The 26,399-nt window shown below is 73.2% G+C and carries 21 protein-coding genes and 1 pseudogene; 8 read left to right on the forward strand and 14 right to left on the reverse strand.

Annotation, left to right across the window (positions count from 1 at the left end):
- The first annotated feature begins 9 nt into the window (after window positions 1-9).
- The 5 genes from tal (at window position 10) to pgl (ending at window position 6,316) form a co-directional block, all read left to right on the forward strand.
- Complete coding sequence (gene tal / locus ACN27B_RS31100) at window positions 10-1,188, forward strand: transaldolase (RefSeq protein ID WP_099165013.1); 1,179 nt, start codon at window positions 10-12, stop codon at window positions 1,186-1,188.
- Between the two features lie 137 nt (window positions 1,189-1,325).
- Complete coding sequence (locus ACN27B_RS31105) at window positions 1,326-2,900, forward strand: glucose-6-phosphate isomerase (RefSeq protein ID WP_422742895.1); 1,575 nt, start codon at window positions 1,326-1,328, stop codon at window positions 2,898-2,900.
- Window positions 2,901-2,950: 50 nt separating this feature from the next.
- Window positions 2,951-4,465 carry a glucose-6-phosphate dehydrogenase gene (gene zwf / locus ACN27B_RS31110; RefSeq protein ID WP_099164387.1) on the forward strand — a complete coding sequence of 505 codons (1,515 nt, stop codon included), beginning with the start codon at window positions 2,951-2,953 and terminating at the stop codon, window positions 4,463-4,465.
- A complete protein-coding gene (locus tag ACN27B_RS31115; protein WP_091573404.1) occupies window positions 4,462-5,478 on the forward strand; it encodes a glucose-6-phosphate dehydrogenase assembly protein OpcA in 1,017 nt (338 codons plus the stop codon). Before zwf ends, ACN27B_RS31115 begins: the two co-directional genes overlap by 4 nt.
- Window positions 5,479-5,545: 67 nt before the next feature.
- Window positions 5,546-6,316, forward strand: a complete 771-nt coding sequence (gene pgl / locus ACN27B_RS31120) for a 6-phosphogluconolactonase (RefSeq protein WP_098748183.1) — start codon at window positions 5,546-5,548, stop codon at window positions 6,314-6,316.
- 65 nt (window positions 6,317-6,381) lie between these two features.
- On the opposite strand, the gene ACN27B_RS31125 is transcribed toward pgl, so the two are convergent.
- From ACN27B_RS31125 to rapZ, 8 genes are all read right to left on the reverse strand, one after another.
- The gene (locus ACN27B_RS31125; RefSeq protein ID WP_091573402.1) at window positions 6,382-6,726 is read right to left on the reverse strand and encodes an RNA polymerase-binding protein RbpA; all 345 of its coding nucleotides are present in this window, start codon (window positions 6,724-6,726) and stop codon (window positions 6,382-6,384) included.
- A gap of 130 nt (window positions 6,727-6,856) precedes the next feature.
- Complete coding sequence (secG, locus tag ACN27B_RS31130) at window positions 6,857-7,117, reverse strand: preprotein translocase subunit SecG (RefSeq protein ID WP_099164385.1); 261 nt, start codon at window positions 7,115-7,117, stop codon at window positions 6,857-6,859.
- Between the two features lie 95 nt (window positions 7,118-7,212).
- On the reverse strand, window positions 7,213-8,004 hold the full coding sequence (gene tpiA, locus ACN27B_RS31135; protein WP_098748182.1) for a triose-phosphate isomerase: 792 nt from the start codon (window positions 8,002-8,004) through the stop codon (window positions 7,213-7,215).
- Complete coding sequence (locus ACN27B_RS31140) at window positions 8,005-9,255, reverse strand: phosphoglycerate kinase (protein WP_099165012.1); 1,251 nt, start codon at window positions 9,253-9,255, stop codon at window positions 8,005-8,007. It abuts the gene before it with no gap.
- A gap of 5 nt (window positions 9,256-9,260) precedes the next feature.
- Complete coding sequence (gene gap, locus ACN27B_RS31145) at window positions 9,261-10,265, reverse strand: type I glyceraldehyde-3-phosphate dehydrogenase (protein ID WP_099164384.1); 1,005 nt, start codon at window positions 10,263-10,265, stop codon at window positions 9,261-9,263.
- 264 nt (window positions 10,266-10,529) lie between these two features.
- On the reverse strand, window positions 10,530-11,510 hold the full coding sequence (gene whiA / locus ACN27B_RS31150; protein WP_018788213.1) for a DNA-binding protein WhiA: 981 nt from the start codon (window positions 11,508-11,510) through the stop codon (window positions 10,530-10,532).
- Window positions 11,511-11,564: 54 nt separating this feature from the next.
- The gene (locus ACN27B_RS31155) at window positions 11,565-12,566 is read right to left on the reverse strand and encodes a gluconeogenesis factor YvcK family protein (protein ID WP_281593175.1); all 1,002 of its coding nucleotides are present in this window, start codon (window positions 12,564-12,566) and stop codon (window positions 11,565-11,567) included.
- On the reverse strand, window positions 12,563-13,471 hold the full coding sequence (rapZ, locus tag ACN27B_RS31160) for an RNase adapter RapZ (RefSeq protein WP_371682253.1): 909 nt from the start codon (window positions 13,469-13,471) through the stop codon (window positions 12,563-12,565). The genes ACN27B_RS31155 and rapZ overlap by 4 nt, the downstream gene beginning before the upstream one ends.
- A gap of 226 nt (window positions 13,472-13,697) precedes the next feature.
- Here rapZ and recQ point away from each other — a divergent pair, with 226 nt between their 5' ends.
- Window positions 13,698-15,539, forward strand: a complete 1,842-nt coding sequence (gene recQ, locus ACN27B_RS31165; RefSeq protein ID WP_099164382.1) for a DNA helicase RecQ — start codon at window positions 13,698-13,700, stop codon at window positions 15,537-15,539.
- Between the two features lie 50 nt (window positions 15,540-15,589).
- On the opposite strand, the gene ACN27B_RS31170 is transcribed toward recQ, so the two are convergent.
- From ACN27B_RS31170 to rsgA, 5 genes are all read right to left on the reverse strand, one after another.
- Window positions 15,590-16,237: a C39 family peptidase gene (locus ACN27B_RS31170; protein ID WP_422742851.1), complete on the reverse strand. Its 648-nt coding sequence runs from the start codon at window positions 16,235-16,237 to the stop codon at window positions 15,590-15,592.
- 1,283 nt (window positions 16,238-17,520) lie between these two features.
- Complete coding sequence (gene uvrC / locus ACN27B_RS31175) at window positions 17,521-19,461, reverse strand: excinuclease ABC subunit UvrC (protein ID WP_099164381.1); 1,941 nt, start codon at window positions 19,459-19,461, stop codon at window positions 17,521-17,523.
- 84 nt (window positions 19,462-19,545) lie between these two features.
- Window positions 19,546-20,031: a Rieske (2Fe-2S) protein gene (locus ACN27B_RS31180; RefSeq protein WP_099164380.1), complete on the reverse strand. Its 486-nt coding sequence runs from the start codon at window positions 20,029-20,031 to the stop codon at window positions 19,546-19,548.
- A gap of 163 nt (window positions 20,032-20,194) precedes the next feature.
- On the reverse strand, window positions 20,195-23,137 hold the full coding sequence (gene uvrA, locus ACN27B_RS31185; protein ID WP_099164379.1) for an excinuclease ABC subunit UvrA: 2,943 nt from the start codon (window positions 23,135-23,137) through the stop codon (window positions 20,195-20,197).
- A gap of 208 nt (window positions 23,138-23,345) precedes the next feature.
- The gene (rsgA, locus tag ACN27B_RS31190; RefSeq protein ID WP_422742903.1) at window positions 23,346-24,425 is read right to left on the reverse strand and encodes a ribosome small subunit-dependent GTPase A; all 1,080 of its coding nucleotides are present in this window, start codon (window positions 24,423-24,425) and stop codon (window positions 23,346-23,348) included.
- A gap of 238 nt (window positions 24,426-24,663) precedes the next feature.
- Between rsgA and ACN27B_RS31195 the strand changes: the two genes are divergently transcribed.
- Window positions 24,664-25,380 carry a maleylpyruvate isomerase family mycothiol-dependent enzyme gene (locus ACN27B_RS31195; protein ID WP_099164378.1) on the forward strand — a complete coding sequence of 239 codons (717 nt, stop codon included), beginning with the start codon at window positions 24,664-24,666 and terminating at the stop codon, window positions 25,378-25,380.
- 8 nt (window positions 25,381-25,388) lie between these two features.
- A complete protein-coding gene (locus tag ACN27B_RS31200; RefSeq protein ID WP_099165009.1) occupies window positions 25,389-26,042 on the forward strand; it encodes an MBL fold metallo-hydrolase in 654 nt (217 codons plus the stop codon).
- Here the strand turns inward: ACN27B_RS31200 and ACN27B_RS31205 are convergent.
- Window positions 26,025-26,399: pseudogene (locus tag ACN27B_RS31205) on the reverse strand (DedA family protein); the annotation flags it as partial. The gene ACN27B_RS31200 and the pseudogene ACN27B_RS31205 sit on opposite strands and share 18 nt — an antisense overlap.

Raw genomic sequence — 26,399 nt, forward strand, 5'->3', positions numbered from 1 at the left:
GTGGACGGCATGACGGACAGGCTGAGCGAGCTCCAGAACGCCGGGGTGGCGATCTGGCTCGACGATCTTTCCCGGGTACGACTGACCTCCGGCGGGCTGGACAAGCTGCGCCGGGAGAAGCACGTGGCCGGCGTGACCACCAACCCGACGATCTTCGCCAAGGCGCTGAGCGACGCCGACGAGTACGACTGGCAGCTGCGTGACCTGGCCGTCCGCGACGTGGACGTCGAGGAGGCGGTCCGCATGCTCACCACGTACGACGTGCGGTGGGCCTGCGACGTGATGCGGCCCTCGTACGACGCCAGCGCCGGCGTGGACGGCCGGGTGTCGATCGAGGTCGACCCGCGCTCGGCGCACGACGCGGACAAGACCGTCGCCGAGGCCAAGGCGCTGTGGTGGCTGGTCGACCGGCCGAACCTCTTCATCAAGATCCCGGCGACCGAGGAGGGCCTGCCGGCGATCACGAAGACGCTGGCCGAGGGGATCAGCGTGAACGTCACGCTGATCTTCGGCCTGGACCGCTACTCGCAGGTGATGGAGGCGTTCCTGGCCGGCCTGGAGCAGGCGCAGGCCAACGGGCACGACCTGTCGAAGATCGGCTCGGTCGCCTCGTTCTTCGTCTCCCGGGTCGACAGCGAGGTGGACAAGCGGCTGGAGAAGATCGGCTCCGACCAGGCGAAGGCGCTGCGCGGCAAGGCCGCGGTGGCCAACGCCCGGCTGGCCTACGAGCGCTACGGCGAGGTGTTCTCCTCCGCCCGCTGGCAGAAGCTGGCCGACGCCGGCGCCCACCCGCAGCGCCCGCTGTGGGCCTCCACCTCGACGAAGAACCCGGACTACCGGGACGTCATCTACGTCGAGGAGCTGATCGCGCCCGGCACGGTCAACACCATGCCGGAGCCGGTCATCCACGCCTACGCCGACCACGGCGAGACGCAGGCGGACACGATCACCGGCGCGTACGACGACGCGCGGCGGGTCTTCGCCGACCTGGAGTCCGTCGGCGTGGACCTGGCCGACGTGATCGCCACCCTGGAGAAGGAGGGCGTGGAGAAGTTCGAGGCCAGCTGGCTGGAGCTGCTCGAGGGGGTCAAGAAGTCCCTCGCCGAGGCGGCCAAGGGCGCGGACCGCCCGCACCAGGCCGCCGGGGACAACGCGCGGGCCGCCCAGCAGGCCGGCGGGAACGCGTGACCGACGGCGTCCGACGCGTCCCGGGGCCCCGCCCCGGGACGCGTCCCGCCGTACCGTGGAACGGGTGAGGTGGCACCCGTGAGCGCGAGGAGTGAGCCGGGCCTGCGAGCCCCGCAGTCGCGAGCTGAGGTAGCACCGTGAGCGACCTGTTGGCCGGGCCGGCGGACATCGCCGCCGGCCTGGCCGTGCACGGCGCGGACGCGGTCGACCGGTCCGCGCGCGCCGCGCTGGTCGCCCACGACGTCCCCGCGCGGCTGGCCGCCCAGGACCCGGCCCTCTGGGGCCCCGGGGCCGAAGCGGCGGCGCGCGCCCGGCTCGGCTGGCTGGACACCCACTGCCGCAGCCGCGACCTGCTCCCCCAACTCGCCGAGTTGACCGCCGAGCTGGGCGACCTGGACCACGTGGTGCTCGCCGGCGACGCTGACCTGACGCTCGCCGCCGAGGTGATCGCCGGCTGCCTGGACCGGCCGCTGACCGTCCTCGACACCGCCGACCCGGGCCCGGTCCGCGCGGCCGTGGCCGACCGGCCGGCGCGTACCGTGCTGGTGCTCGCCGCGCGGCACGGCCTGGACCGGACCGCCGACGCGCACCTACGGGTCTGGCGGGCGGCCTGGGACGACTCCGGGCCGGAGGCCGCCCGGCACGTCGTGGTGGTCACCGCGCCCGGCTCCCCGCTGGAGGCGCTCGCCGACGAGCTGGGCGCGGTGGTGATCCCGGCCGATCCGGAGGTGGCCGGGCCCTGGACCGCGCTCACCGCGTTCGGCCTGGTCCCGGCGGCGCTCGCGGGCGCGCCGGTGATCGAACTGCTGGACGAGGCGGCGGCGCTGGCCGGCGCGCTCGACCGGGACCGGGACAATCCCGGCCTGGCGCTGGGCGCGGCCCTGGCCGGGGCGGCGGAGCACGGTCGGGCCACCGTCGCGCTGGTGCCCGACGGCACCGGCCTCGACGGGCTGCGCCACTGGGCCGCCGCGCTGCTCGCCGCGGCGACCGGCGGGCGCGTGCTGCCGGTGGCGGCGGAGTCCCCCGACGCTCCCGGCGCCACCGGGGCGGGCGTGCTGACGGTCGGCCTCGGCGGGGCCCTCGGCGCGGGCGTCGGGCCCGGCGTCGACGCCGACGTCGCGGTCAACGGTCCGCTCGGCGCCCACTTCCTCACCTGGGAGTACGCCGCCGCGGTCGCCGCCGCGGCGCTGCGGGTCGACCCGTTCGCCGAGCCGGCGGACCCGGCCGGCGACGACGAGCCGGCGCCGGACGCCGGGCCGCCGTCGTCCGTCGAGGGCGCGATCGAGGTGTACGCCCCGACCGGCGCGCCCGCCGACCTGGCCGGCGCGCTCCGCTGGCTCTGCGCCGGGCTGGGCGAGGACGAGCACCTCGCCGTGACCGCCTACCTCGACCGGCGGGCCGACGCGGCGGTGACCGGGCTGCGCCCGCTGCTGGCCCGTGCCACCGGTCGACCGGTCACCCTCGGGTGGGGGTCGCGTCGCCCGGGCGTCACCGACGCGCGCGGCCGGCACCTGCTGATCACCGGTGCGGTCACCGATGATCTGCCGGTGCCCGGTCGCCCGTACACCTTCGCGGAACTTCAGGCGGCCCGGGCCGCCGGGGACCGGCGGGCCCTGGCCGGCCGGGAGCGACCGGTGCTGCGACTGCACCTGACCGAGCGGGCGGCGGGCGTCGCCCAACTGCTGGATACGGCCGGACGGACACGCACGTGACGATCAATGACCTGGAATCGACCGACCGAGATGCAGGAGGAGGTGGCCCGGTGAACCCACTGCGCGACCCCCAGGACCGGCGGCTGCCGCGGATCCCCGAGCCGTGCGCCCTGGTGATCTTCGGGGTCACCGGGGACCTGGCCCGGAAGAAGCTGCTGCCGGCGGTCTACGACCTGGCCAACCGGGGGCTGCTGCCGCCCGGTTTCGTGGTCCTCGGCTTCGCCCGCCGGGACTGGGGCGACGGGGACTTCGAGTCGGTCGCCCACGACGCGGCCAAGAAGCACGCCCGCACCCCGTGGCGGGAGGAGGTGTGGGCCCGCCTGGCCGGCAACATCAAGTTCGTCGGCGGCTCGTTCGACGACGACGCCGCGTTCGACCAGCTCGCCGGCACGCTGGACGAGCTGCGCGACTCGCACGGCATCGCCGGCAACGCCGCCTTCTACTTCTCCATCCCGCCGGCGGCCTTCCCGGTGGTGCTCAAGCAGCTCGCCCGCACCGGCATGGCGGACAACGCGAAGTCCGGCGGCTGGCGTCGGGTGGTGGTGGAGAAGCCGTTCGGCAACGACCTGCCGTCGGCCAAGGCGCTCAACGACCTGGTCGACGACGTCTTCACCAGCCAGGACGTCTTCCGGATCGACCACTACCTGGGCAAGGAGACGGTCCAGAACATCCTCGCCCTGCGGTTCGCCAACAACCTGTTCGAGCCGCTGTGGAACTCCAAGTACGTCGACTCGGTGCAGATCACCATGGCCGAGGACGTCGGCATCGGCACCCGGGCCGCGTTCTACGACTCCGTCGGCACCGCCCGCGACGTGCTCCAGAACCACCTCCTCCAGCTGCTCGCGCTGGTGGCCATGGAGGAGCCGACCAGCTTCGACGCCGACGAGATCCGGGCCGAGAAGCTCAAGGTGCTCAAGGCCATCACGGTCCCCCGGGACGTCTCCCGGGACACCGTGCGCGGCCAGTACCTGCCCGGCTGGGTGGGCGGCGAGCGGGCCAAGGGCTACCTGGAGGAGGAGGGCGTCCCGGAGGGTTCCACCACCGAGACGTACGTGGCGGTGAAGCTGGGCATCCAGAACCGGCGCTGGGCCGGGGTGCCGTTCTACATCCGGGCCGGCAAGCGGCTCCCCCGCCGGGTCACCGAGGTGGCCATCATGTTCAAGAAGGCGCCGCACCTGCCGTTCAACGCCGCGGACATGGAGTCCCTCGGCCCCAACCAGCTCGTCATCCGGGTGCAGCCGGACGAGGGCGTGGTGCTGAAGTTCGGCTCCAAGGTGCCGGGCACCACGATGGAGGTCCGCGACATCGCGATGGACTTCCAGTACGGCGAGGCGTTCACCGAGTCCAGCCCGGAGGCGTACGAGCGGCTGGTGCTGGACGTGCTCATCGGCGACCGGACGCTGTTCCCCGACGCCGCCGAGGTCGAGCAGAGCTGGCAGGTGGTCGACCCGCTGGAGCACGCCTGGGAGGGCACGAAGCCGGAGCCGTACCGGGCCGGCGAGTGGGGCCCCCGGGCCGCCGACGAGATGCTGGCCCGCGAGGGCCGGGCTTGGAGAAGAGCATGATCGGGTTGTGGGACACCACCGGCAACGAGGTGGTCAAGGCGCTGGCCGCGGAGCGACGCAGCGCGGGCGGGGTGGCCAGCGGCATGGCGCTCACGCTGATCGTCGTGGTGGACGAGAAGCGGGTCCGGGAGGCCGAGGCGGCAGCCACCATCGCCGCCGCCGCGCACCCCTGCCGGCTGCTCGTGGTGGTCCGCTCCGACGTCGAGCGGGACCGCAACCGGCTGGACGCGGAGATCGTCGTCGGCGGCCGGCTCGGGCCGTGCGAGGCGGTGGTGACCCGGATGTACGGCCGGCTCGCGCTGCACGCCGAGTCGGTGGTGATGCCGCTGCTGGTGCCGGACGTGCCGGTGGTGACCTGGTGGCACGGCGAGCCGCCGGAGGAGATCGCCACCGACTTCCTCGGCGTGGTGGCCGACCGGCGGATCACCGACTCGGCGCAGGCCGCCGACCCGATCGCCGCGCTGAAGCAGCGGGCCCACGACTACGCCCCGGGCGACACCGACCTGGCCTGGACCCGGATCACCCCGTGGCGCACGCTCGTCGCGGGCGCGTTCGACACCACCCAGGCCCGGGTCACCGAGGCGACGGTGGTGGCGCCCCGCACCGACCCCACGGCGGCACTGATGCGCGGCTGGCTCAACGCCCGCCTCGGCATCGACCCGGCCTGGGAGCACACCGACGAGTTCCCGCGGATGCGGGAGGTGCAGCTGCGCTGCGCCAACGGCGACGAGCTGACGCTGACCCGGGACGACAGCATCGCCGTCTTCCGCCGCACCGGGCAGGAGGACCGGACGCTGCCGCTGGTCCGTCGGCCGCTCGGCGACGAGCTGGCCGAGGAGCTGCGCCGGCTCGACGCCGACCAGGTGTACGCCGAGGCGCTCGGCGCGGCGGCCGGCCTGGCCGGGCTGGACCAGCGCCCGGCGCAGCGGGTGCACGTGTGGAAGGACCCGGCGACCGCGCGACGGGCCGAGGCCGGCGTGACCGCGCACGCGGGCGCGACCGCGAACGAGTGACCGCCCGGACCGGGCGGTCGGACAGCACAGGTGACCGCCGCGGGGCGGTCGGACAGAGAGCACACGGATGACTGAGGCGAGTGTCGCCGTACACGCCGACCCCGACCTGCTGGCGCAGGCGGTGGCGGCCCGGTTGGTGGTGAAGCTGCTCGACGCGCAGGCCGAGCGGGGCCAGGCGTCGGTGGTGCTGACCGGCGGGCGGATCGCCGCGGCGGTCTACCGGGCGGTCGGGCAGCTGCCCGCCCGGGACGCCGTGGACTGGTCCCGGGTCGACGTGTGGTGGGGCGACGAGCGGTTCCTGCCGGCCGGCGACCCGGAGCGCAACGAGACCCAGGCCCGGGCGGCGCTGCTGGACGCGGTGCCGCTGGACCCGGCCCGGGTGCACCCGATGCCGGCGTCGGACGGTCCGGCCGGCGACGACCCGGAGGCGGCCGCCGCCGGGTACGCGCGGGAGTTGGCCGCCGCCGCCCGGCCGGGGCACGCCACCCTGCCCCACTTCGACGTGCTGATGCTCGGCGTGGGCGAGGACGGGCACGTGGCGTCGGTGTTCCCGGAGCACCCGGTGCACCACGACAACCGCCCGGTCAGCGCGGTGCGGGGCAGTCCGAAGCCGCCGCCGGTGCGGACCACGCTGACGCTGCCGGCGATCAACACGGCCGAGGAGGTGTGGCTGGTCGCCGCCGGGGCGGACAAGGCGCGGGCGGTGGGCATGGCGCTGGCCGGGGCCGGGTCCCGGCAACTGCCGGCGGCGGGGGTGCGGGGTGTCTCCCGTACCCTCTGGCTGCTGGACCGGGCGGCGGCGGCCGACGTGCCGCCCCGCGCGCGCAGCCTCCGCTGAGCGGTAAGGAAGGGCCCCTTCTTAACGCCTCCGGTAGAGAAGGGGCCCCTTCTTAACACCTGGGCTCAGGCGCGGCCGCGACGGCGGCGCAGCGCGGCGAGGGCCTCGGCGAGCAGCGCCTCCCCCTCCTCCGGCGTGCGCCGCTCCTGCACGTACGCCAGGTGGGTCTTGTAGGGCTCGGCGCGGGTGCGGCCCGGCGGGTTGCCCGGGTCGGGGCCGGCCGGCTCGCCGCAGCGGGGGCAGTCCCACGAGGCGGGCGTCTCCGCCTCGGCGGCGATCAGGAACTCGACCCGGTGCCCGTGGCGGCACCAGTAGACGACCGGCCGGCGCGGCGCCGGTTCGGTGCGCTGGTCGAAACGCTCGGGGGCGGACCCGATCCGGGTGCCGCGGATGACGTTGTTGCTGGGCACGGTTGCTCGCTCCCTGTCGTCGGAGGGGACCGGCGCCGGAGGGGGTCGGCGCCGGGCGACGGGCGGAGAAACAAAACTGCGCGCGGTCCGTGACGGACCGCGCGCAGATTGTACGCTTCTCGGCGCTCGCTCAGGTGCCGCTGCTCATCTGGAGCCGGAGCCAGAGCCCGATCCCGACGATGCACGCGAACCAGACGATCCCCACCAGGACGGTGTAGCGGTCGAGGTTCTTCTCGGCCACGGACGAACCGGCCAGGCTGGAGCTGACGCCGCCGCCGAACATGCTCGACAGACCGCCGCCCTTGCCACGGTGCAGGAGGATCAGCAGGGTGAGCAGGACGCTCGTGATGACCAGCAGCGTGATCATCGTGTAGGCGAACCAGATCGGCATGGCGGGGGTCAGTCCTCTCGTTACGATCACTGCCCGGACCTGTCGGGCACGGCGGCACCGACCACTGGACGGGCAGCGTCAAGGATAGCGAGCGATCAGCGGGCGGTGTGCTCCGGGAACCGGCAGATCTTCGCGAACTCCTCGGCGTCCAGGCTGGCGCCCCCGACCAGGGCCCCGTCCACGTCCGGCTGCGCCATGATCGCGGCGACGTTCGAGGACTTGACCGACCCGCCGTAGAGGATCCGGACCTGCTGCGCGGTCGCCTCGTCGTAGGTCTCGACGAGCCGCTTGCGCACCTCGCCGCACACCTCCTGGGCGTCCTCCGGCGTCGCCGTCTTGCCGGTGCCGATCGCCCAGACCGGCTCGTACGCCACGACGACCTTGGTGACCTGCTCGGCGGTGAGCCCCTTCAGCGCGCCGTCGAGCTGGTCGCAGCAGTGCGGCACCTGACGGAGCTGCTCGCGCACCTCCAGGCCCTCGCCGATGCACAGGATCGGGGTGAGCCCGTTCGCCAGCGCCGCCGCTACCTTCGCGTTGACCAGCGCGTCGTCCTCGTAGTGGTACTGCCGCCGCTCGGAGTGGCCGACCACCACGTAGCCGCAGCCCAGCTTGGCCAGCATCGGCCCGGCGATGTCACCGGTGTAGGCGCCCGACTGGAACGGCGACAGGTCCTGCGCGCCGTAGCCGATCAGCAGCTTGTCGCCGTCCACCGCGGTCTGCACGGTGCGCAGGTCGGTGAAGGGCGGCAGCACCACGCACTCGACGTCGGTGAGCTGCTTCTCGTTGAGGCTCGCGGCCAGCTTCTGCACCAGCAGGTTGGCCTCGAGGTGGTTCAGGTTCATCTTCCAGTTGCCGGCCATCAGCGGCCGGCGGGTGGTGCTCGCCATTCAGTTCTCCAGGGCCGCGATGCCGGGGAGGGTCTTGCCCTCCAGGTATTCCAGGGAGGCGCCACCGCCGGTGGAGATGTGCCCGAACGAGGACTCGTCCAGGCCCAGCGCCCGCACCGCCGCCGCCGAGTCACCGCCGCCGACCACGCTGAACGCGTCGGCCTTGGTGATCGCCTCGGCCACCCCGCGGGTGCCGTTCGCGAACGCCGCCATCTCGAACACGCCCATCGGGCCGTTCCAGAAGATGGTCTTCGCCTGCGACAGCGCGGCGGCGAAACCGGCCACCGTCTCCGGGCCGATGTCCAGCCCCAGCCGGTGGCTGGGGATGCCGTCGGCCGGCACGGTGTCGTGCGCGGCGTCCGGGGCGAAGGCGTCCGCGGCCACCACGTCGACCGGGAGCATGATCTTGCCCGGGGCGCGTTCCATCAGGTTGCGGCAGGTGTCCACCATCTCCGCCTCCAGCAGCGAGGTGCCCACCTCGTGGCCCTGGGCCTTGAGGAAGGTGAAGCACATCCCGCCGCCGATGAGCAGCCGGTCGACAGTGGGCAGCAGCGCCTCGATCACGGCCAGCTTGTCGGAGACCTTCGAGCCGCCCAGGACCACCACGTAGGGCCGCTCCGGGTCGCCGGTGAGCCGGCTGAGCACCTCCACCTCACGCAGCACCAGGCGGCCGGCGACGTGCGGCAGCCGCGCCGGCACGTCGTGCACACTGGCGTGCTTGCGGTGCACGGCGCCGAACGCGTCGTCCACGTACACGTCGCCGAGCGCGGCGAGCTGGTCGGCGAAGGCGCCCCGCTCGGTGTCGTCCTTGCTGGTCTCGCCCTTGTTGAAACGCAGGTTCTCCAGCAGGGCGACCTGGCCGTCGGCCAGCTCCGCCACGGTCGAGCGGGCCGAGTCGCCGACGGTGTCCTCGGCGAAGTGCACCGGGGCGCCGAGCAGCTCACCGAGCCGGCCGGCGACCGGACGGAGGCTGAACTGCGGGTCCGGCGCGCCCTTCGGGCGGCCCAGGTGCGAGCAGACGACCACCTTCGCGCCGGCCTGCACCAGCGCGCTCAGCGTCGGCAGGACGGCGCGGATCCGGCCGTCGTCGGCGATCCTTACTCCGTCCGGAGCGCCGCCTTGCGGCGCGGAGGCGGAGTCATGATCGTTTATCTCACCGGTCTGCTTGTCGAGCGGGACGTTCAGGTCGGCGCGCACCAGCACGCGCCGACCCGACACCCCCTCGGCGAGCAGGTCGTCGAGGTTGCGGATCCCTGTCACAGCGAGGAACCGACCAGCTTGACCAGGTCGACGAGGCGGTTGGAGTAGCCCCACTCGTTGTCGTACCAGCCGACGACCTTGACCTGGTTGCCGATCACCTTGGTCAGCGGCGCGTCGAAGATGCACGACGCCGGGTCGGTGACGATGTCGGCGGACACGATCGGGTCCTCGTTGTAGACCAGGACGCCCTTGAGCGGGCCCTCCGCGGCGGCCTTCAGCGCGGCGTTGACCTCGTCCACGGTGGTCTCCCGGCCGACCTCGACGGTCAGGTCGGTGGCCGAGCCGGTCGGGATCGGCACCCGCAGCGCGTAACCGTCCAGCTTGCCCTTCAGCTCCGGCAGCACCAGGCCGATCGCCTTCGCGGCGCCGGTCGAGGTCGGCACGATGTTGAGTGCGGCGGCCCGGGCCCGACGCAGGTCCTTGTGCGGCGCGTCCTGCAGGTTCTGGTCCTGCGTGTACGCGTGGATGGTGGTCATCAGACCCTTGGTGATGCCGAACGTGTCCTGCAGGACCTTGGCCATCGGGGCCAGGCAGTTCGTGGTGCAGGACGCGTTCGAGATGATGTTGTGCTTGGCCGGGTCGTACTGGTCCTGGTTGACGCCCATGACCACGGTGACGTCCTCGTTCTTCGCCGGCGCGGAGATGATGACCTTCTTGGCCCCGCCGTCGATGTGCGCCTTCGCCTTGGTGGCGTCGGTGAAGAAGCCGGTGGACTCGATGACGACGTCGACGCCGACCTCGCCCCACGGCAGCTTGCCGGGGTCCTTCTCCTCGAACACCTTGATGGCCTTGCCACCCACGGTGATCTCGTCGGCGCTGGCCTTCACCTCGTGCGGGAGACGGCCCAGGATGCTGTCGTACTTGACGAGGTGCGCGAGCGTCGCGTTGTCGGTCAGGTCGTTGACCGCCACGATCTCGATGTCAGCGCCGGACGCCAGCACTGCCCGGAAGAAGTTACGGCCGATCCGGCCGAAGCCGTTGATGCCAACCCGGATGGTCACAGGTCCCATCTCCTCGCGTTCTGGTCCGCCGGCGTCGGAGCCCGGCCGGCGGAGATTGTTCGCCGACCGGTGGAGCCGGCCGTTGACGGTTCATCTCGGCCACCCCGCCGCGGTCCCAGGAGACCAGACCGCCCGAGGCGGTGAGCACGGCGAGGGATGCCTTTGCCGGCCCCCTTGCCGTACGCAGCGACCTTATCCGAGCGCGCGCCGCCGTGCTGCGCCGGGTGGTGATCCCCCTCGCAGCTCGACGCCTCACCGGTCCTATCAGACCACGAGCATGTCGGGCGTGACGGCCGCTTCCGTATCCGGGATGCCCAGGTCGCGGGCCCGCTTGTCGGCCAGCGCGAGCAGCCGGCGGATCCGGCCGGCGATGGCGTCCTTGGTCAGCGGCGGCTCGGCGAGCGCGCCCAACTCCTCCAGGGAGGCCTGACGGTGCTCCAGCCGCAGCCGCCCGGCCGAGGTCAGGTGGTTGGGGGCGTCGTCGGCGAGGATCTCCAGCGCCCGGGTGACCCGGGCGGCGGCGGCCACCGCGGCACGGGCCGAGCGGCGCAGGTTCGCGTCGTCGAAGTTGGCCAGCCGGTTGGCGGTGGCCCGCACCTCCCGGCGTACCCGACGCTCCTCCCAGGCCAGCACGCTGGAGTGCGCGCCGATGCGGGTGAGCAGCGCGGCGATCGCGTCGCCGTCCTTCACCACCACCCGGTCCACGCCGCGCACCTCGCGGTTCTTCGCGGTGATGCCGATCCGGCGGGCGGCGCCGACCAGCGCGAGCGCCGACTCCGGCCCCGGGCAGGTGATCTCCAGCGCGCTGGAGCGGCCCGGCTCGGTCAGCGAGCCGTGCGCCATGAACGCGCCCCGCCAGGCCGACACCGCACAGCACACGTTGGCCGCCACCACGTGCGGCGGAAGGCCCCGCACCGGGCGGCCGCGCACGTCCAGCAGGCCGGTCTGCCGGGCGAGCGCCTCGCCGTCCTTGACCACCCGCACGATGAAGTGGCTGCCCTTGCGCAGGCCGCCGGAGGCGAGCACGTGGATCTCGCTCGGGTAGCCGTAGACCTCGGCGATCTCCCGCCGCAGCCGGCGGGCCACCGCGCCGGTGTCCAGCTCCGCCTCGACCACGACGCGACCCGACACGATGTGCAGGCCGCCGGCGAAGCGCAGCAGGGCCGCCATCTCCGCCCGGCGGCAGCAGGGCTTGGGCACGTCGACCCGACTCAGCTCGTCCTTGACCGCAGCCGTCATCGCCATTCCAGCGCCCCCTCAGGACCGGTTCCGGCGTGTCGCCGGTGATTACGTACGTGTCTAACGATCGGCGCCCAGGACAGGCACCAGTGCGGCGCCGAGTGCGGCCGGATCATGACGGGGCGTGCCGTCGGTGACGGCGACGGGGGCGAGGACCAGCCGGGCACCCAGCGATTCTGCCGCACGTTCGACCGCCGCGGGGTCACCCACCGCCGTGGAGTCGGCCAGCACCATGTCCACCTTCAACTCGGGCAGATAGCGCCGCAGGGTGTCCAGATGGTCGGGCAGGGAGAGCCCGGAGGTCTCCTTCTCGGCCACCAGGTTCAGCGTCACCAGCCGGCGGGCCGGGCTGGACACGATCGCGTCGGCCAGGCCCGGCACCAGCAGGTGCGGCAGCACGCTGGTGTACCAGCTGCCGGGCCCGAAGATCAGCCAGTCCGCGGCGCGTACCGCGGTCACCGCCTCGGCGCACGCGGCCGGCGCGGCCGGGGTCAGTCGCAGCGACTCCACAGTGCCCGAGGTGACCGCCACCTGGTGCTGGCCGCGCACGGTGCGCACCTCGTCCGGGTGGGCCGGGTCGACGCCGCGCACCCGGGCCTCGATGCCGACCGGCTGGCGGGACATCGGCAGCACCCGGCCGACCGCGCCGAGCATGGCGCCGGCGTGGTCGAGCGCGGCCACCGGGTCGCCGAGCAGTTCGGTCAGCCCGTGCAGCAGCAGGTTGCCGACCGCGTGGCCGACCAGCGGATCACCCGCGCCCGACGCGACCGGCGCGGCGGGTGTCGGCGCCGGCGCGCTGGCGGCGAAGCGGTGCTGGAAGAGCGCCGCGCTGCGCCGGGTGGCCGGGTGGTCCCCGGCCAGGGCGACCAGCGCCTGGCGCAGGTCGCCCGGGGGCAGGCCGCCGCGCTCGGCGCGCAGCCGGCCGCTGGAGCCGCCGTCGTCACCGACCGTGACCACCGCGGTGATGTCCAGGTCCAGTCCGGGTACGCAGTGCCGCAGCGCCCGCAACGACGCCGAGAGACCGTGCCCGCCGCCGAACGCGACCACCCTGGTCGGGGTCATTCCCGCCCCAGGTCCCGGTGCTGCGCGTTGGCGGCGATGCCGGAGCGGCGCAGCCGGGCGGCCAACTCCTCGGCGATCGCCACGCTGCGGTGCTTGCCGCCGGTGCAACCGACGGCCACGGTCAGGTAGCGCTTGCCCTCCCGCTCGAACCCGGCCGTGGTGGCGTTGACCAGGTCGGCATAGCCGGCGACGAACGCGTCCGCGCCCTCCTGGCCCAGCACGTACGCGCTGACCGCCTCCTCCCGGCCGGTGTGCTCCCGCAGCTCCGGCACCCAGTACGGGTTCGGCAGGAAGCGCGCGTCCATCACGAAGTCGGCGTCGGGCGGGAGGCCGTACTTGAAGCCGAACGACAGCACGGTGATCCGCAGCCGGCGGGCGTCCTCCCCGCCGAACAGCTCCTCCACCCGGCGGCGCAGCTGGTTGACGTTCAGGTGGCTGGTGTCGATGATCACGTCGGCCTGGTCGCGGGCCTCCTCCAGCAGCGCCCGCTCCACCGCGATGCCGTCGGCCAGCCGCCCGTCGCCCTGCAACGGGTGCGAGCGGCGCACGCTCTCGAACCGCCGGATCAGCACCTCGTCGTCGGCGTCCACGAAGACCACCCGGGGAGAGAAGCCACGCTCGCGCAGCTCCCGGATCGCCCCGGCCAGGTCGGTGGAGAAGGCGCGCGAGCGCACGTCCAGCACCATCGCCGTACGCCGGGCCGCGCCGCCGGCCTTGAACGCCAGCTCGGCCATGTCGAGCAGGAGCGCCTGGGGCAGGTTGTCGACCACGTAGTAGCCGACGTTCTCCAGCGCCCGCGCCACCGTGCTGCGCCCGCCGCCGGACAGGCCGGTCACCACCACCAGGGAGGTGTCCGCCTCGGTCGGCGCCGGCCGCACCGGCACCGTCTCCGTGTCGGTCGGCACCAGCTCTCCCGCCGTTCGCGCCTCGCTCACCCGCTACCCCCAGCCGTGGCGCCGCGGCCGAGCGGCCGCGCATGGTCAGTCGCCGACTCTAACGGCTACGACCCCGCCCGGGATTCCACGGGGTGACCACCGGAACAGGCGGTTGCCCGATTTGTCGGGGTACCCGTACCCGCCACACGCCCGCGCGGGACGAGGCGTTGTCGGCGGGCGCTCGTAGACTGCGCGGATGGTCTCCCCCACCGACGAGCGGACCGAGGACGCGCTGCGGGTGTTGCGCCGGGTCTTCGGCTACGACGCCTTCCGCGGCTTCCAGCAGGAGGTCGTCGAGCACGTGGTGGCCGGCGGCGACGCGCTGGTGCTCATGCCCACCGGTGGCGGCAAGTCGCTCTGCTACCAGATCCCGGCGCTGGTCCGCGACGGCGTGGCGGTGGTCGTCTCCCCGCTGATCGCGCTCATGCAGGACCAGGTCGACGCGCTCACCGCGGTCGGCGTCCGGGCCGGCTTCCTCAACTCGACCCAGGAGCCCACCGAGCGACGCCGGGTCGAGGCCGCCTACCTCGCCGGCGAGCTGGACCTGCTCTACCTCGCGCCGGAGGGGCTCGCGGTGCGGTCCACCCTCGGCCTGCTGGAGCGCGGCCGGATCGCCCTGTTCGCGATCGACGAGGCGCACTGCGTCTCGCAGTGGGGGCACGACTTCCGTCCCGACTACCTCAACCTGTCGATGCTGCACGAGCGGTGGCCGGACGTGCCGCGGATCGCGCTCACCGCCACCGCGACCCGGGCCACCCGCACCGAGATCGCCACCCGGCTCCGGCTCACCGAGGCACGGCACTTCGTGGCCAGCTTCGACCGGCCCAACATCCAGTACCGGATCGTGCCCAAGCGGGAGCCGCGCCGCCAGCTGTTGAGCCTGCTGCGCGACGAGCACCCGGGCGACGCCGGCATCGTCTACTGCCTGTCCCGGGCCTCGGTGGACAAGACCGCCGAGTTCCTGGTCGCCAACGGCATCCCGGCGCTGCCCTACCACGCCGGCCTGGACGCGCGCACCCGCGCCGTCAACCAGCAGCGCTTCCTGCGCGAGGACGGGCTGGTCATGGTCGCCACGATCGCGTTCGGCATGGGCATCGACAAGCCCGACGTCCGCTTCGTCGCCCACCTCGACCTGCCCAAGTCGGTCGAGGGCTACTACCAGGAGACCGGCCGCGCCGGCCGCGACGGGCTGCCCTCGACGGCCTGGCTGGCCTACGGGCTGCAGGACGTGGTGCAGCAACGCAAGATGATCGAGACGTCGGAGGGCGACCTGGCGCACCGGCGCAACCTCGCCGCCCACCTCGACGCCATGCTGGCGCTCTGCGAGACGGTCCGGTGCCGCCGCGCCCAACTGCTCGACTACTTCGGCGAGTCCGGCGCGGCCACCTGCGGCAACTGCGACACCTGCCTCGACCCGCCGGAGTCCTGGGACGGCACGGTCGCCGCGCAGAAGCTGCTCTCCACCGTCTACCGGCTCGACCGCGAACGCAACCAGCGGTTCGGCGCCGGGCACAGCATCGACATCCTGCTCGGCAAGCACACCGACAAGATCGACCAGCACGGCCACGACACGCTGAGCACCTTCGGCATCGGCACCGAGCTGCGCGACGCCGAGTGGCGCGGCGTGGTGCGTCAACTGCTGGCCGAGGGCCTGCTCGCGGTGGAGGGCGACTACGGCACGCTGGCGCTGACCGAGGCCAGCGCCGACGTGCTCGGCCGACGGCGCACCGTCACCCTGCGCAAGGAGCCGGAGCGGCCGCTGTCCGGCCGGGCCGCGAAGCCCCGGGGCGCGGCCACCGTCGTCGCCGACCTCTCCCCCACCGCCGCGCCGGTCTTCGAGCGGCTCCGCGCGTGGCGCGCGGCCACCGCCAAGGAACAGGGCGTGCCGGCATACGTGATCTTCCACGACGCCACCCTGCGCCAGATCGCCGCCGAGCCGCCGGCCTCGCTGGCCGAACTGTCCCGCGTCAACGGGGTCGGCGAGAACAAACTCGCCAAGTACGGCGAGGGAATCCTCGCGGTACTCGCCGACGGATGAGAAAGGGCCCGGCCCCGTGGTGGGGTCGGGCCCTTTGCTGTGTTGGTGGGTCAGCTGGTGCTGTAGCCGCGGGTGGCGATCCAGTCGGCGAGGTTGTCGATGCTCATCCGGTAGGTGGCGGTGTTGGGGTTGGCGCTGTCGGCGATGGTGACGGTGGTGCCGTTGTCGCGGTAGCCGATGACGCTGATGTAGTGGCCGCCTTCGAAGGAGTGGGTGGTGCCGTCGGTGTCGGTGGCGGTGCCGGCGATGTTGGCGACGATGGCGCGGCCGTCGTCGATGGTGCGCACGATGTCGGTGCGCAGGGTGTCGGTCTGCTTGTCGTCGGCCTTACCGCTCTTGATTTCGACGGAGCGGTAGGGCTTGCCGGTTTCCTTGTTCAGGACGGGGGTGATGTCGTTGATGCTGTTGGTGCCGGCTTCGGTGGTGCCCATTTCGCGGGCCATGGCGTCGACGTCGATGTTCTTGCCCAGGACGCTGATGGCGTTGCGGGCGGCGGCGGGGCCGCAGTAGTAGAAGTTGGGCTGGGCCTCGTAGCGCACGTCGAGTTCCCGCTCACCGTGTCCGCTCTTGGCGGCCATGGTGGTGGTCTTCTCGGCCGGGCTGGCGTGGGCGGCGATCGCGGGGCCGGCGATGCCACCGGCGGTCGCGGCGATACCGGCAGCGGTCAGGACGGTCTTACGCAGCAGGGTGGTAGCCATGATGGTGCCTCCCAAGGGGGGGTTGGGGGGACACGGCACGGGGGTGCCGTGCGAAGAGGGGGAAGTCTGAAAGCCCGGCGGCCCGGGGGCGCCTGTCCGGCGGCCAGCGGGTGGCCTGCACGGGCGGCTCAAGGGGGATGTAACCACCGGCCGGGGGCCGGTCATTCCAACCGGGCGGCCTGCCGGGGTCGGGGTGTGTAACCACCAGTGGCGGCCGATCCATTCCGACCGGGCCTGGCCTGCCGACGCGACGGTCGGGGGGCGCGCGGTCTACCCGGTACAACGCCTGACCCCCGGCACCGATTCCACGCTCACGGTGGCGCCGACCACGGCCGAACCGGACAAACGGCTCCTGGCACGCAGCCCCGCACGCGGCGGCTCGCCCGAACCGGACATCACGGGTCACATCGCCGTCGACGACCTCCGCGCCCGACGCCCGCTTCTGGTCGGCGGTTCCCGAGATCGGTAGGGAGCGGCCCCCGATCGGGGCCGTTTCCTACGAGATCTCGGGTGTGCCGGAGGGTGGAGCGTTGATCCTGGGGCAAGGCGTCAGCTCACCCCACCCGACGCAGTTGAGGGCCGGCGGGCACCACCGACGGGGGCGTCTGGTGACCACCCGGCACGGGCGGGCAGCGCCCTGTCACGGTGCCTCTCGAGCTGATGCCGTCAACGACTCACGCTCTCCTCGCGGGCAGGCACCAACGCCCCGAAGCAACTCACGCTCCCATCGCGGGCACCGACGCCCCGAAGCAACTCACGCTCTCGGCCGCGGGCGGGCACCGGCCCCCCGAGTCGTTTCTGATATCAGGTCGAAAGGCGTTGCGGAGGGCGAGTGCTGCGGGCGCCGGGCTGTGCCCGATCCGTCCTCGGTACGCGGGCGGCGATCGAGCCACCGGCTCGATCACACCCCGGGTCGCAGCCATTCGACGGCCGGCTGGCGGGAGAGCGGATCGCGCCGCGCGACGCCACCGACAGCAGGCCACCTCACACCGCGTGTCCCACCCAGGGGCATGTCTCCTCTTCGCCGACATGACTGAGCGTCAGAGATATGCCTCTCTGAGGTATCCGTGTCAGCGCATGCCTCCTGGTCAGGCCGACACACCCGGCAGCCAAGGGGAGAGCCGACCAACCGACCCCAACGCCGCGCGCCACGACAACCACGCCCACCACGACCATGCCGCCACCGGCGTCCGCCCGCGCGCCATCCGCCGTACCGCGTCGCCAGGCAGCGCGGAACGCGCCGCACCGGTGTCCTCGTGCGGCCGGTGGTGCTCCCGTCTACGTCACCCGGCCGGGGTGGCGGCGTCGGAGCCGTCGAGCGCGGCCAGGATCGCCTCGGCCGTACGCCGGCCGACCCCCGGCACCTCGGTGATCTCCTCGACCGTGGCCGCGGACAGCCGCTTCAACGAGCCGAAGTGCCGCAGGAGCGCCTTGCGCCGGACCTCGCCGAGGCCGGGGACGCTGTCCAGCGCCGACTCGGTCATCCGCTTGGAGCGTCGCTGGCGGTGGAACGTGATGGCGAAGCGGTGCGCCTCGTCGCGTACCCGTTGCAGCAGGTACAGCGCCTCGGACGTGCGGGGCAGGATGACCGGGAACTCGTCGTCGGGGAGCCAGACCTCCTCCAGCCGCTTGGCCAGCCCGCACAGTGCCACGTCGTCGATGCCCAACTCGGCGAGCGCCTGCGCGGCGGCGGCCACCTGGGGCGGACCGCCGTCGACCACCACGAGCTGCGGCGGGTACGCGAACCTGCGCGGCCGCCCGGTGGTCGGGTCGATGCCGGGCCGGTCAGGGTCGGCGGCGGTCTCCTCGCCCAGCTCCCCGGTCTCGGCCCGGGCGTCCAGGTAGCGGGCGAACCGTCGACGCAGCACCTCGGACATGGCGGAGAGGTCGTCGGTGGCGCCGCGCACGATGAACCGGCGGTATTCGCTCTTGCGGGGCAGCCCGTCCTCGAACACGACCATGCTGGCGACCACGTCGGTGCCCTGGATCTGGGAGACGTCGAAGCACTCGATCCGCAGCGGCGAGGTGCGCATGGCGAGCGCGTCGGCGATCTCGTCGAGCGCCTGGCTGCGGGTGGTCAGGTCACCGGCCCGCTTGAGCTTGTGCCGGGCGAGCGCGTCCTTGGCGTTGCGCTCGACCGTCTCCAGCAGCGATCGCTTGTCGCCCCGCTGCGGCACCCGCAGCGACACCCGGCTGCCCCGCCGGGCGGAGAGCCAGTCGGCCAGCGCCTCCGCGTCCCCCGGCAGCTCGGGGACGAGCAGCTCGCGCGGGACGTCGGCCTCGCCCTGCTCACCGCCGTAGACCTGGGTGCAGAAGTGGTGCACGAGGTCACCGGTGGTCAGCTCCTCGGTCTTCTCCACCACCCAGCCGCGCTGGCCCCGCACCCGACCGCCGCGGACGTGGAACACCTGCACCGCCGCCTCCAGCGGGTCGTCGGCGAAGGCGACCACGTCCGCGTCGGTGCCGTCACCGAGCACCACGGTCTGCTTCTCCATGGCCCGGCGCAACGCGGCGACGTCGTCGCGCAACCGGGCCGCCCGCTCGAACTCCAGTTGCTCGCTGGCGTCGAGCATGTCTCGCTCCAGCCGGCGGACCATGGTGTCGGTGCGGCCGGCCATGAAGTCGCAGAAGCCGTCGACGATCTCACGGTGCCGCTCGGCGCTGACGCTGCCGACGCACGGCGCCGAGCACTTGCCGATGTAGCCCAGCAGGCACGGTCGACCGACCTGGCCGGCCCGCTTGAAGACGCCCGAGGAGCAGGTCCGCGCCGGGAAGACGCGCAGCAGCAGATCGAGCGTCTCGCGGATGGCCCAGGCGTGCGAGTAGGGCCCGAAGTAGCGCACGCCCTTGCGCTTGGCGCCACGCATCACCTGCAGGCGGGGATATTCCTCGTCGAGGGTGACCGCCAGGTAGGGGTAGGACTTGTCGTCGCGGTAGCGGACGTTGAACCGGGGGTCGTACTGCTTGATCCAGGTGTATTCCTGCTGGAGCGCCTCCACCTCGGTGGCGACGGTGATCCAGTCCACCGACTCGGCGGTGAAGACCATCTGCCGGGTGCGCTGGTGCAGGTTGACCGGGTCGGCGAAGTAGGAGTTGAGCCGGCTGCGCAGGTTGCGCGCCTTGCCGACGTAGATCACCCGGCCGGTGCCGTCCCGGAAGCGGTAGACCCCTGGCAACTCCGGGATGGTGCCGGTCGCGGGACGGTAGGTTGAGGGGTCAGCCACGGACCAAGCCTAGTCCGCACCCCCGACACCCGGCCGCCGCCGCGCCCCCGCCCGCGAGCGGCGGGCGGGAGGGCGGGATGCCGGTCAGGCCAGCGTGATCTGGTCGCCCTCGACCTTGATCTCCTTTGCGGCCAAAGGCTTGGTGGCGGGGCCCTGCTTGACCGAGCCGTCGCTGATCGAGAACCGGCTGTTGTGGCAGGTGCAGTTGATGGTGCCACCGTCGACGTTCGACACCGGGCACCCCTGGTGCGTGCAGATCGGGTCGAACGCCTTGAACTGGCCGGCCTCGGGCTGGGTGATCACCACGCCCTTGCTGGCGTAGATCGCGCCGCCGCCGACCGGGATGTCGGTGGTGCGGGCCAACGGCGCGCTGCTGTCCCGGTCGCCACCGCCCGCGTCGCCGGTCGCGGTGGCGCCGGGTGGGCCTCCGCTGGTCGGGGCCAGCCCCGGGGTCGCGTCGTCGTCGCCGCATCCCGCGAGCACCACGGCCGCGCCGACGGCTCCGGCACCGGCGAGCAGGGTCCGACGGGTCTGGGTGACCGGTCCGGTCCGCACCTGGTCGTCACTCATCTCCGGCCTTTCTCTCGGCTGTCGCCACCGGTCATGCTCCGGGGCCACAGTGTGCAACACGCACCAGGATCCGGCACGGTTCATACTGTCGCGTCACGAAACGGGCGTCTGTGCGGATGACGGACGGGGCCGGACCGCCGGCCCCGTCCGTCGTGCCCGTGGGTCAGCGCGCCCCGGCCGGCACCTTGCGGGCGCGGGTCTTGGCCCCGCCGTTGGCCTTGGCCGCCCGGGTGGTGGCGGCCTTGGCGCCCTTGGCCGCGCCGTCGAGCTTGAGGATCGGCCGCAGGAACTCGCCGGTGTGGCTCTCCGCAACCTCGGCGACCTCCTCCGGGGTGCCGGTGGCGAGCACCGTGCCACCCCGGTGACCGCCCTCGGGGCCCATGTCGATGAGCCAGTCGGCCGTCTTGATCACGTCGAGGTTGTGCTCGATGGTGATGACCGTGTTGCCCTTGTCGACCAGGCCCTCCAACACCATCAGCAGCTTGCGGATGTCCTCGAAGTGCAGGCCGGTGGTGGGCTCGTCGAGCACGTAGACGGTGCGGCCGGTGGAGCGCTTCTGCAGCTCGGAGGCGAGCTTGACGCGCTGCGCCTCACCGCCCGACAGCGTCGGCGCGGGCTGGCCGAGGCGGACGTAGCCGAGGCCGACGTCGACCAGGGTCTTCAGGTGCCGGTGGATGGCCGGGATGGCGGAGAAGAACTCGGCCGCCTCCTCGATCGGCATGTCCAGGACCTCGGCGACCGTCCGGCCCTTGTAGTGCACCTCCAGCGTCTCCCGGTTGTAGCGCGCGCCCTTGCACACCTCGCAGGGGACGTAGACGTCGGGCAGGAAGTTCATCTCGATCTTGATCGTGCCGTCGCCGGAGCACGCCTCACAGCGCCCGCCCTTGACGTTGAACGAGAACCGGCCCGGGCCGTATCCCCGGACCTTGGCCTCGGTGGTCTCGGCGAAGAGCTTGCGGACGTGGTCCCAGACCCCGGTGTAGGTGGCCGGGTTGGAACGCGGGGTGCGCCCGATCGGCGACTGGTCGACGCCGACGACCTTGTCCACGTGCTCCAGGCCGGTGATCCGGGTGTGCCGGCCGGGCACCAGCCGGGCACCGTTGATCTGGTTGGCCAGCACCGTGTAGAGGATGTCGTTGACCAGCGTCGACTTGCCCGAGCCGCTGACCCCGGTGACCGCGATGAGCTGGCCGAGCGGGAAGCTCACGGTGAGGTTGCGCAGGTTGTGCTCGCGCGCGCCGTGCACCACCAGCTCCCGGCCGGGCGTCTGCGCCCGGCGGGTGGCCGGCGTCGGGATGACCTTGCGCCCGGACAGGTACGCCCCGGTGACCGACTCGGCGTTGTCGAGCAGCGCCGGCACCGAACCGCTGTGCACGATCTTGCCGCCGTGCTCGCCGGCGCCCGGACCGATGTCGACGATCCAGTCGGCAACCCGGATGGTGTCCTCGTCGTGCTCGACCACGATCAGCGTGTTGCCCAGCCCGCGCAGCCGCAGCAGCGTCTCGATGAGCCGGTGGTTGTCCCGCTGGTGCAGGCCGATCGACGGCTCGTCGAGCACGTAGAGCACACCGACCAGGCCGGAGCCGATCTGGGTGGCGAGCCGGATGCGCTGCGCCTCACCGCCGGAGAGAGTGCCCGCGGGGCGGTCCAGGGAGAGGTAGTCGAGGCCCACGTCGAGCAGGAACTTCAGCCGGGCGTTGATCTCCTTGAGGACCCGCTCGGCGATCATCTTCTGCCGGTCGGTCAGCTCGATGCCGGCCAGCAGGTCGGCCGCCTCGCCGACGGAGAGGTTGCAGACCTCGGCGATGCTCTTGCCGGCCAGGGTGACCGCGAGCACCTCCGGCTTGAGCCGGGCGCCGCCGCACGCGGCGCAGGGCACGTCCCGCATGTAGCCCTCGTACTTGTCGCGGGACCACTCCGACTCGGTGTCGGTGTGCCGGCGCTCGATCCACTGCACCACGCCCTCGAAGCCGGTGTAGTAGGAGCGCTCGCGGCCGTACTTGTTGCGGTAGCGGACGTGCACCTGGTCGTCGGAGCCGTGCAGGATCGTCTTCTGCGCCCGCGACGGCAGCGCCCGCCACGGCGTGTCGATGTCGAAGTGCTCGGCCTCGCCGAGCGCCTCCAGCAGGCGCAGGAAGTATTCCAGGTTGTGCCCGGTGGCCCAGGGCTGGATCGCGCCCTCGCGCAGCGAGCGCTCCGGGTCCGGGATGACCAGCTCGGGGTCGACCTCCTTCTTGGTGCCCAGGCCGGTGCACTCTGGGCACGCGCCGTAGGGCGCGTTGAAGGAGAAGACCCGGGGCTCCAGGTCCTCGATCGCCAGGGGGTGGTCGTTCGGGCAGGCCAGGTGCTCGGAGTAGCGGCGCTCGCGGGCCGGGTCGTCCTCCGGCAGGTCGACGAAGTCGAGCAGCACCAGGCCGCCGGAGAGGCCGAGCGCGGCCTCGACCGAGTCGGTCAGCCGCTGCTTGGCGCTCGGCTTGACGCTGAGCCGGTCGATGACCACCTCGATCGTGTGCTTCTCCTGCTTCTTGAGCTTCGGCGGCTCGGTCAGCGGGTGCACCACGCCGTCGACCCGGGCCCGGGCGTAGCCCTTGGCCTGCAGCTCGGCGAAGAGGTCGACGTATTCGCCCTTGCGGCCGCGCACCACCGGCGCGAGCACCATGAACCGGGTGCCCTCGGCCATGGCGAGCACCCGGTCGACGATCTGCTGCGGGCTCTGCTTGGAGATCCGCTCACCGCAGATCGGGCAGTGCGGCTCGCCGATGCGGGCGAAGAGCAGGCGGAGGTAGTCGTAGACCTCGGTGATGGTGCCGACGGTGGAGCGCGGGTTGCGTGAGGTCGACTTCTGGTCGATGGAGACGGCGGGGCTGAGGCCCTCGATGAAGTCGACGTCGGGCTTGTCCATCTGACCGAGGAACTGCCGGGCGTAGGACGACAGCGACTCGACGTAGCGGCGCTGCCCCTCGGCGAAGATGGTGTCGAACGCCAGGCTCGACTTGCCCGAACCGGACAGCCCGGTGAAGACGATCAGGGCGTCCCGGGGCAGGTCGAGACTGACGTCACGCAGGTTGTGCTCGCGCGCGCCACGGATGATCAGACGGTCGGCCACGGTGCGTGTGCTCCCGGAAGAAGAATGTGCGGCGGATCTGTCCGCCAGACGTCAGGTCTGGGCGGTTCTCACAGGTTGTCGAGGCGCAGGGAAGGCGCCCCGGCAACTCTAGCCCCGAGGTGTGACAACTTCCGTCGGGCGCACATTCCCCCAGCTCAGACCGGTCGGGCGGGATGCGGCCAACCCCGCCCGGCCGGTCCGGGCCGACTCAGAATGCGCCGGGCGCGGGCGGGGTCGCCGGACGCCCGGTGCGCCGCCGCCCGCCACGCCACCCGCCCCGCCGCTCGGCGGCCAGCCGGGCCGCGCGACGCCCGCCCTCGTACGCGACCTCCCGCTGCAACCGGCGCCAGCTCTCCCAGCGGCGCGCCGGCAGCTCGCCGCTGTCCAGCGCGTCCCGCACCGCGCAGGCCGGCTCGGCGTCGTGCGCGCAGTCGGCGTACCGGCAGCCGGTGGCCAGCTCGGCGATGTCGGCGAAGGCCCGGTCCAGGCCGGCCACGCCGTCCAGCAGGCCGACCGCGCGTACCCCGGGGGTGTCCAGCACCGCTCCCCCACCCGGCAGCGGCACCAGCGACCGCCAGGTGGTGGTGTGCCGGCCCTTGCCGTCCACCCGGCGGATCGCCTGGGTCCGCATCACGTCCGCCCCGGCCAGCGCGTTGACCAGGCTCGACTTGCCGGCCCCGGAGGGGCCGAGCAGGCCCAGGGTGCGTCCCGGGGCGACGTGCCGGCGCAGCGGCGCCAGGCCGGTGCCCCGCTCGGCGCTGACCGCCAGCACCGGCACCCCGGGCGCCAGGTCGGCCAGTTGCCGGGCCACCGCGGCCGGGTCGGCGGCCAGGTCCGCCTTGGTGAGCACCACCAGCGGCTCGGCGCCGGACTCGTGCGCGAGCGAGAGCAGCCGCTCGATCCGCGCGGCGTCCGGCGCCGGGTGCACCGGCTCGACCACCGCGGCGGCGTCGAGGTTGGCGGCCAGCACCTGCCCGCTGGCGTCCTTGCCGGCGGTGCGCCGCACCAGCGCGGTCCGTCGCGGCAGCACCGCCTCCACCGTGACCGCGCCGTCCGGCCAGGTGGCGAGCAGCACCCAGTCGCCCGCGCAGGGCAACGCGGTCAGGTCGCGGGCCGCGGCGGCGAGGACGCCGCCGCCGAGGCTCGCCCGCACCGGCCCCTCCGGGCGGAGCACGGTGCACACGCCCCGGTCCACCCGGGCCACCCGCCCGGGTCGGTGGTCGGCGCGTCGATCGAGGTGGGTCGCCCAGTCGGCGTCCCAGCCGAGGGCGGTCAGGTCCAGGTTCATGGTGTCCTCATCGGTGTCGAGGGGGTTCACGGCGGAACACGCGTGCTTCGACCGGCATGCTCACCACCTCCGCTCCGACTCCCGGCGCCCGCGTCCGGCACGACGTCGACCCGGCGCGTTCCCGCCGCGAGCCGCTGTCGTTCGCCCCGACGGTAGGGGCCGCGCCGACGCGCCGAAAGCGATTTCCCCGGCGGCGCGGCCGGTTCCCGCCCGCTACTGTCGAACCCGTGAGAACGAGATGACCAGTGACCCCCTGTTGTTGACCGGTGACCTGGCCGAGGCGAACGACCGGCTGCTGCGTACCGTCGCCGGCCTGACCGCCGCGGACGTCGCGGCGCCCTCGCTCCTGCCGGGCTGGACCCGCGCGCACGTGCTCACCCACCTGGCCCGCAACGCCGACGGGTTCGTCAACCTGCTCACGGCCGCGCGCACCGGCGAACCGATCCCGATGTACGCCTCCGTCGAGGCGCGTAACGCCGACATCGAGGCGGGGGCCGGCCGGGGCCCGGCCGATCTGCTGGACGACCTGCGCCGCAGCGGCCAGCGCTTCGACGCGGCGGTGGCGCAGATGCCGGCCGAGGCGTGGGGCGCCATGGTGCAGGCCCGGCGCGGTCCGTGGCCGGCGGCGCTGCTGGTCTGGGGCCGGCTGCGCGAGGTCGAGGTGCACCACGTCGACCTGGCGACCGGCTACCGCCCGGCGGACTGGCCGGAGGCCTTCGCCCAGCGCCTGCTGCACGAGGTGACGACCGGGCTGGCCGGCAACCCGGACGCGCCGGCCATGGTGCTGCGCGTCGACGGCGCCGCACACGAACTCGTCGTGGGTGACCCCGAGGGGGCGCCCACGGTCACCGGCCCCGCGCCGGAACTCGCCGCCTGGCTGACCGGCCGGGGCGCGGGCGAGCTGCTCACCGTCGTCCCCGACGGTCCCCTGCCGAACCCACCGGAATGGATCTGAACGCCGTCATGACCTACACCGGAGACGTCACGCCCGGCGGCCCGCCGGCCGTGCGCGAGCTCGACCGGCTCACCGTCAGCAAGCTGTCGGTGGGCCCGATGGACAACAATGCCTATCTGCTGCGCTGCCACGCCACCGGCGACCAGGTGCTGATCGACGCCGCGAACGAGGCGCCCCGCCTGCTGGAGCTGGTGGGCGACGGCGGCCTGGCCGCGGTGGTGACCACCCACCGGCACATGGACCACTGGGTGGCGCTGGAGGAGGTGGTCGCCAAGACCGGCGCCCGCGCGCTGGTGCACGCCGACGACGCCGAGGGCCTGCCGATCGACGCCGAGCCGCTGCGCGAGGGCGACACCGTCGACGTCGGCGACTGCGCGCTGGAGGTCATCCACCTGCGCGGGCACACGCCGGGGTCGATCGCGCTGCTCTACCGCGACCCGGCCGGCACCCCGCACCTGTTCACCGGCGACTCGCTGTTCCCGGGTGGGGTCGGCAACACCGACCAGGACCCGGAGCGGTTCGGCCAGCTCGTCGACGACGTCGAGGCCAAGCTCTTCGACCGGCTGCCGGACGAGACCTGGTTCTATCCGGGACACGGCAAGGACAGCACGATCGGCGCGGAGCGGGCGGCGTTGCCGCAGTGGCGGGCCCGCGGCTGGTGAACGCGCCGGGTCCGGCCTCCCCCGTGGCGGCCGGACCCGGCCCGGTGCGCCGGTCACCGCGCGCAGCCGGCGCCGGGCGCCGAGCAGCACCGGCCCGGCCAGCAGCAGCCCGACGGCCATGGTGAGCACCGTCGGGTCGGGCGCGCCGGGCAGCAGCACGGTCAGCGTCCGCGCGGCCAGCCCGAGTGCCACGTAGAGCCCGGCCCAGAGCGTGGCGCCGAGCGCCGCGCAGGTCACGAACCTCCGGTACGGCATCCGGAGCCCGCCGGCGGCCAGCGGCAACAGCGCGTTGAACACCGGCAGGAACGGCGCCACCAGCACGATCCGTCCGCCGCCGCGGTGCAGCAGCGCCTCGGC

Source organism: Micromonospora sp. WMMD754 (assembly GCF_049315235.1).
In the GTDB taxonomy this organism is placed as follows: domain Bacteria; phylum Actinomycetota; class Actinomycetes; order Mycobacteriales; family Micromonosporaceae; genus Micromonospora; species Micromonospora sediminicola.

Excerpts from the sequence above, each read along its gene's own strand:
- secG (WP_099164385.1), bottom strand. The coding sequence starts at position 7,117 with ATGCCGATCTGGTTCGCCTACACGATGATCACGCTGCTGGTCATCACG.
- tpiA (WP_098748182.1), bottom strand. The coding sequence starts at position 8,004 with ATGGCGAGCACCACCCGCCGGCCGCTGATGGCCGGCAACTGGAAGATG.
- ACN27B_RS31195 (WP_099164378.1), top strand. The coding sequence starts at position 24,664 with ATGACCAGTGACCCCCTGTTGTTGACCGGTGACCTGGCCGAGGCGAAC.
- ACN27B_RS31200 (WP_099165009.1), top strand. The coding sequence starts at position 25,389 with ATGACCTACACCGGAGACGTCACGCCCGGCGGCCCGCCGGCCGTGCGC.
- recQ (WP_099164382.1), top strand. The coding sequence starts at position 13,698 with ATGGTCTCCCCCACCGACGAGCGGACCGAGGACGCGCTGCGGGTGTTG.
- ACN27B_RS31155 (WP_281593175.1), bottom strand. The coding sequence starts at position 12,566 with ATGACCCCGACCAGGGTGGTCGCGTTCGGCGGCGGGCACGGTCTCTCG.
- tal (WP_099165013.1), top strand. The coding sequence starts at position 10 with ATGACGGACAGGCTGAGCGAGCTCCAGAACGCCGGGGTGGCGATCTGG.
- rsgA (WP_422742903.1), bottom strand. The coding sequence starts at position 24,425 with ATGAACCTGGACCTGACCGCCCTCGGCTGGGACGCCGACTGGGCGACC.
- pgl (WP_098748183.1), top strand. The coding sequence starts at position 5,546 with ATGACTGAGGCGAGTGTCGCCGTACACGCCGACCCCGACCTGCTGGCG.
- ACN27B_RS31115 (WP_091573404.1), top strand. The coding sequence starts at position 4,462 with ATGATCGGGTTGTGGGACACCACCGGCAACGAGGTGGTCAAGGCGCTG.
- ACN27B_RS31170 (WP_422742851.1), bottom strand. The coding sequence starts at position 16,237 with ATGGCTACCACCCTGCTGCGTAAGACCGTCCTGACCGCTGCCGGTATC.
- ACN27B_RS31180 (WP_099164380.1), bottom strand. The coding sequence starts at position 20,031 with ATGAGTGACGACCAGGTGCGGACCGGACCGGTCACCCAGACCCGTCGG.
- whiA (WP_018788213.1), bottom strand. The coding sequence starts at position 11,510 with ATGGCGATGACGGCTGCGGTCAAGGACGAGCTGAGTCGGGTCGACGTG.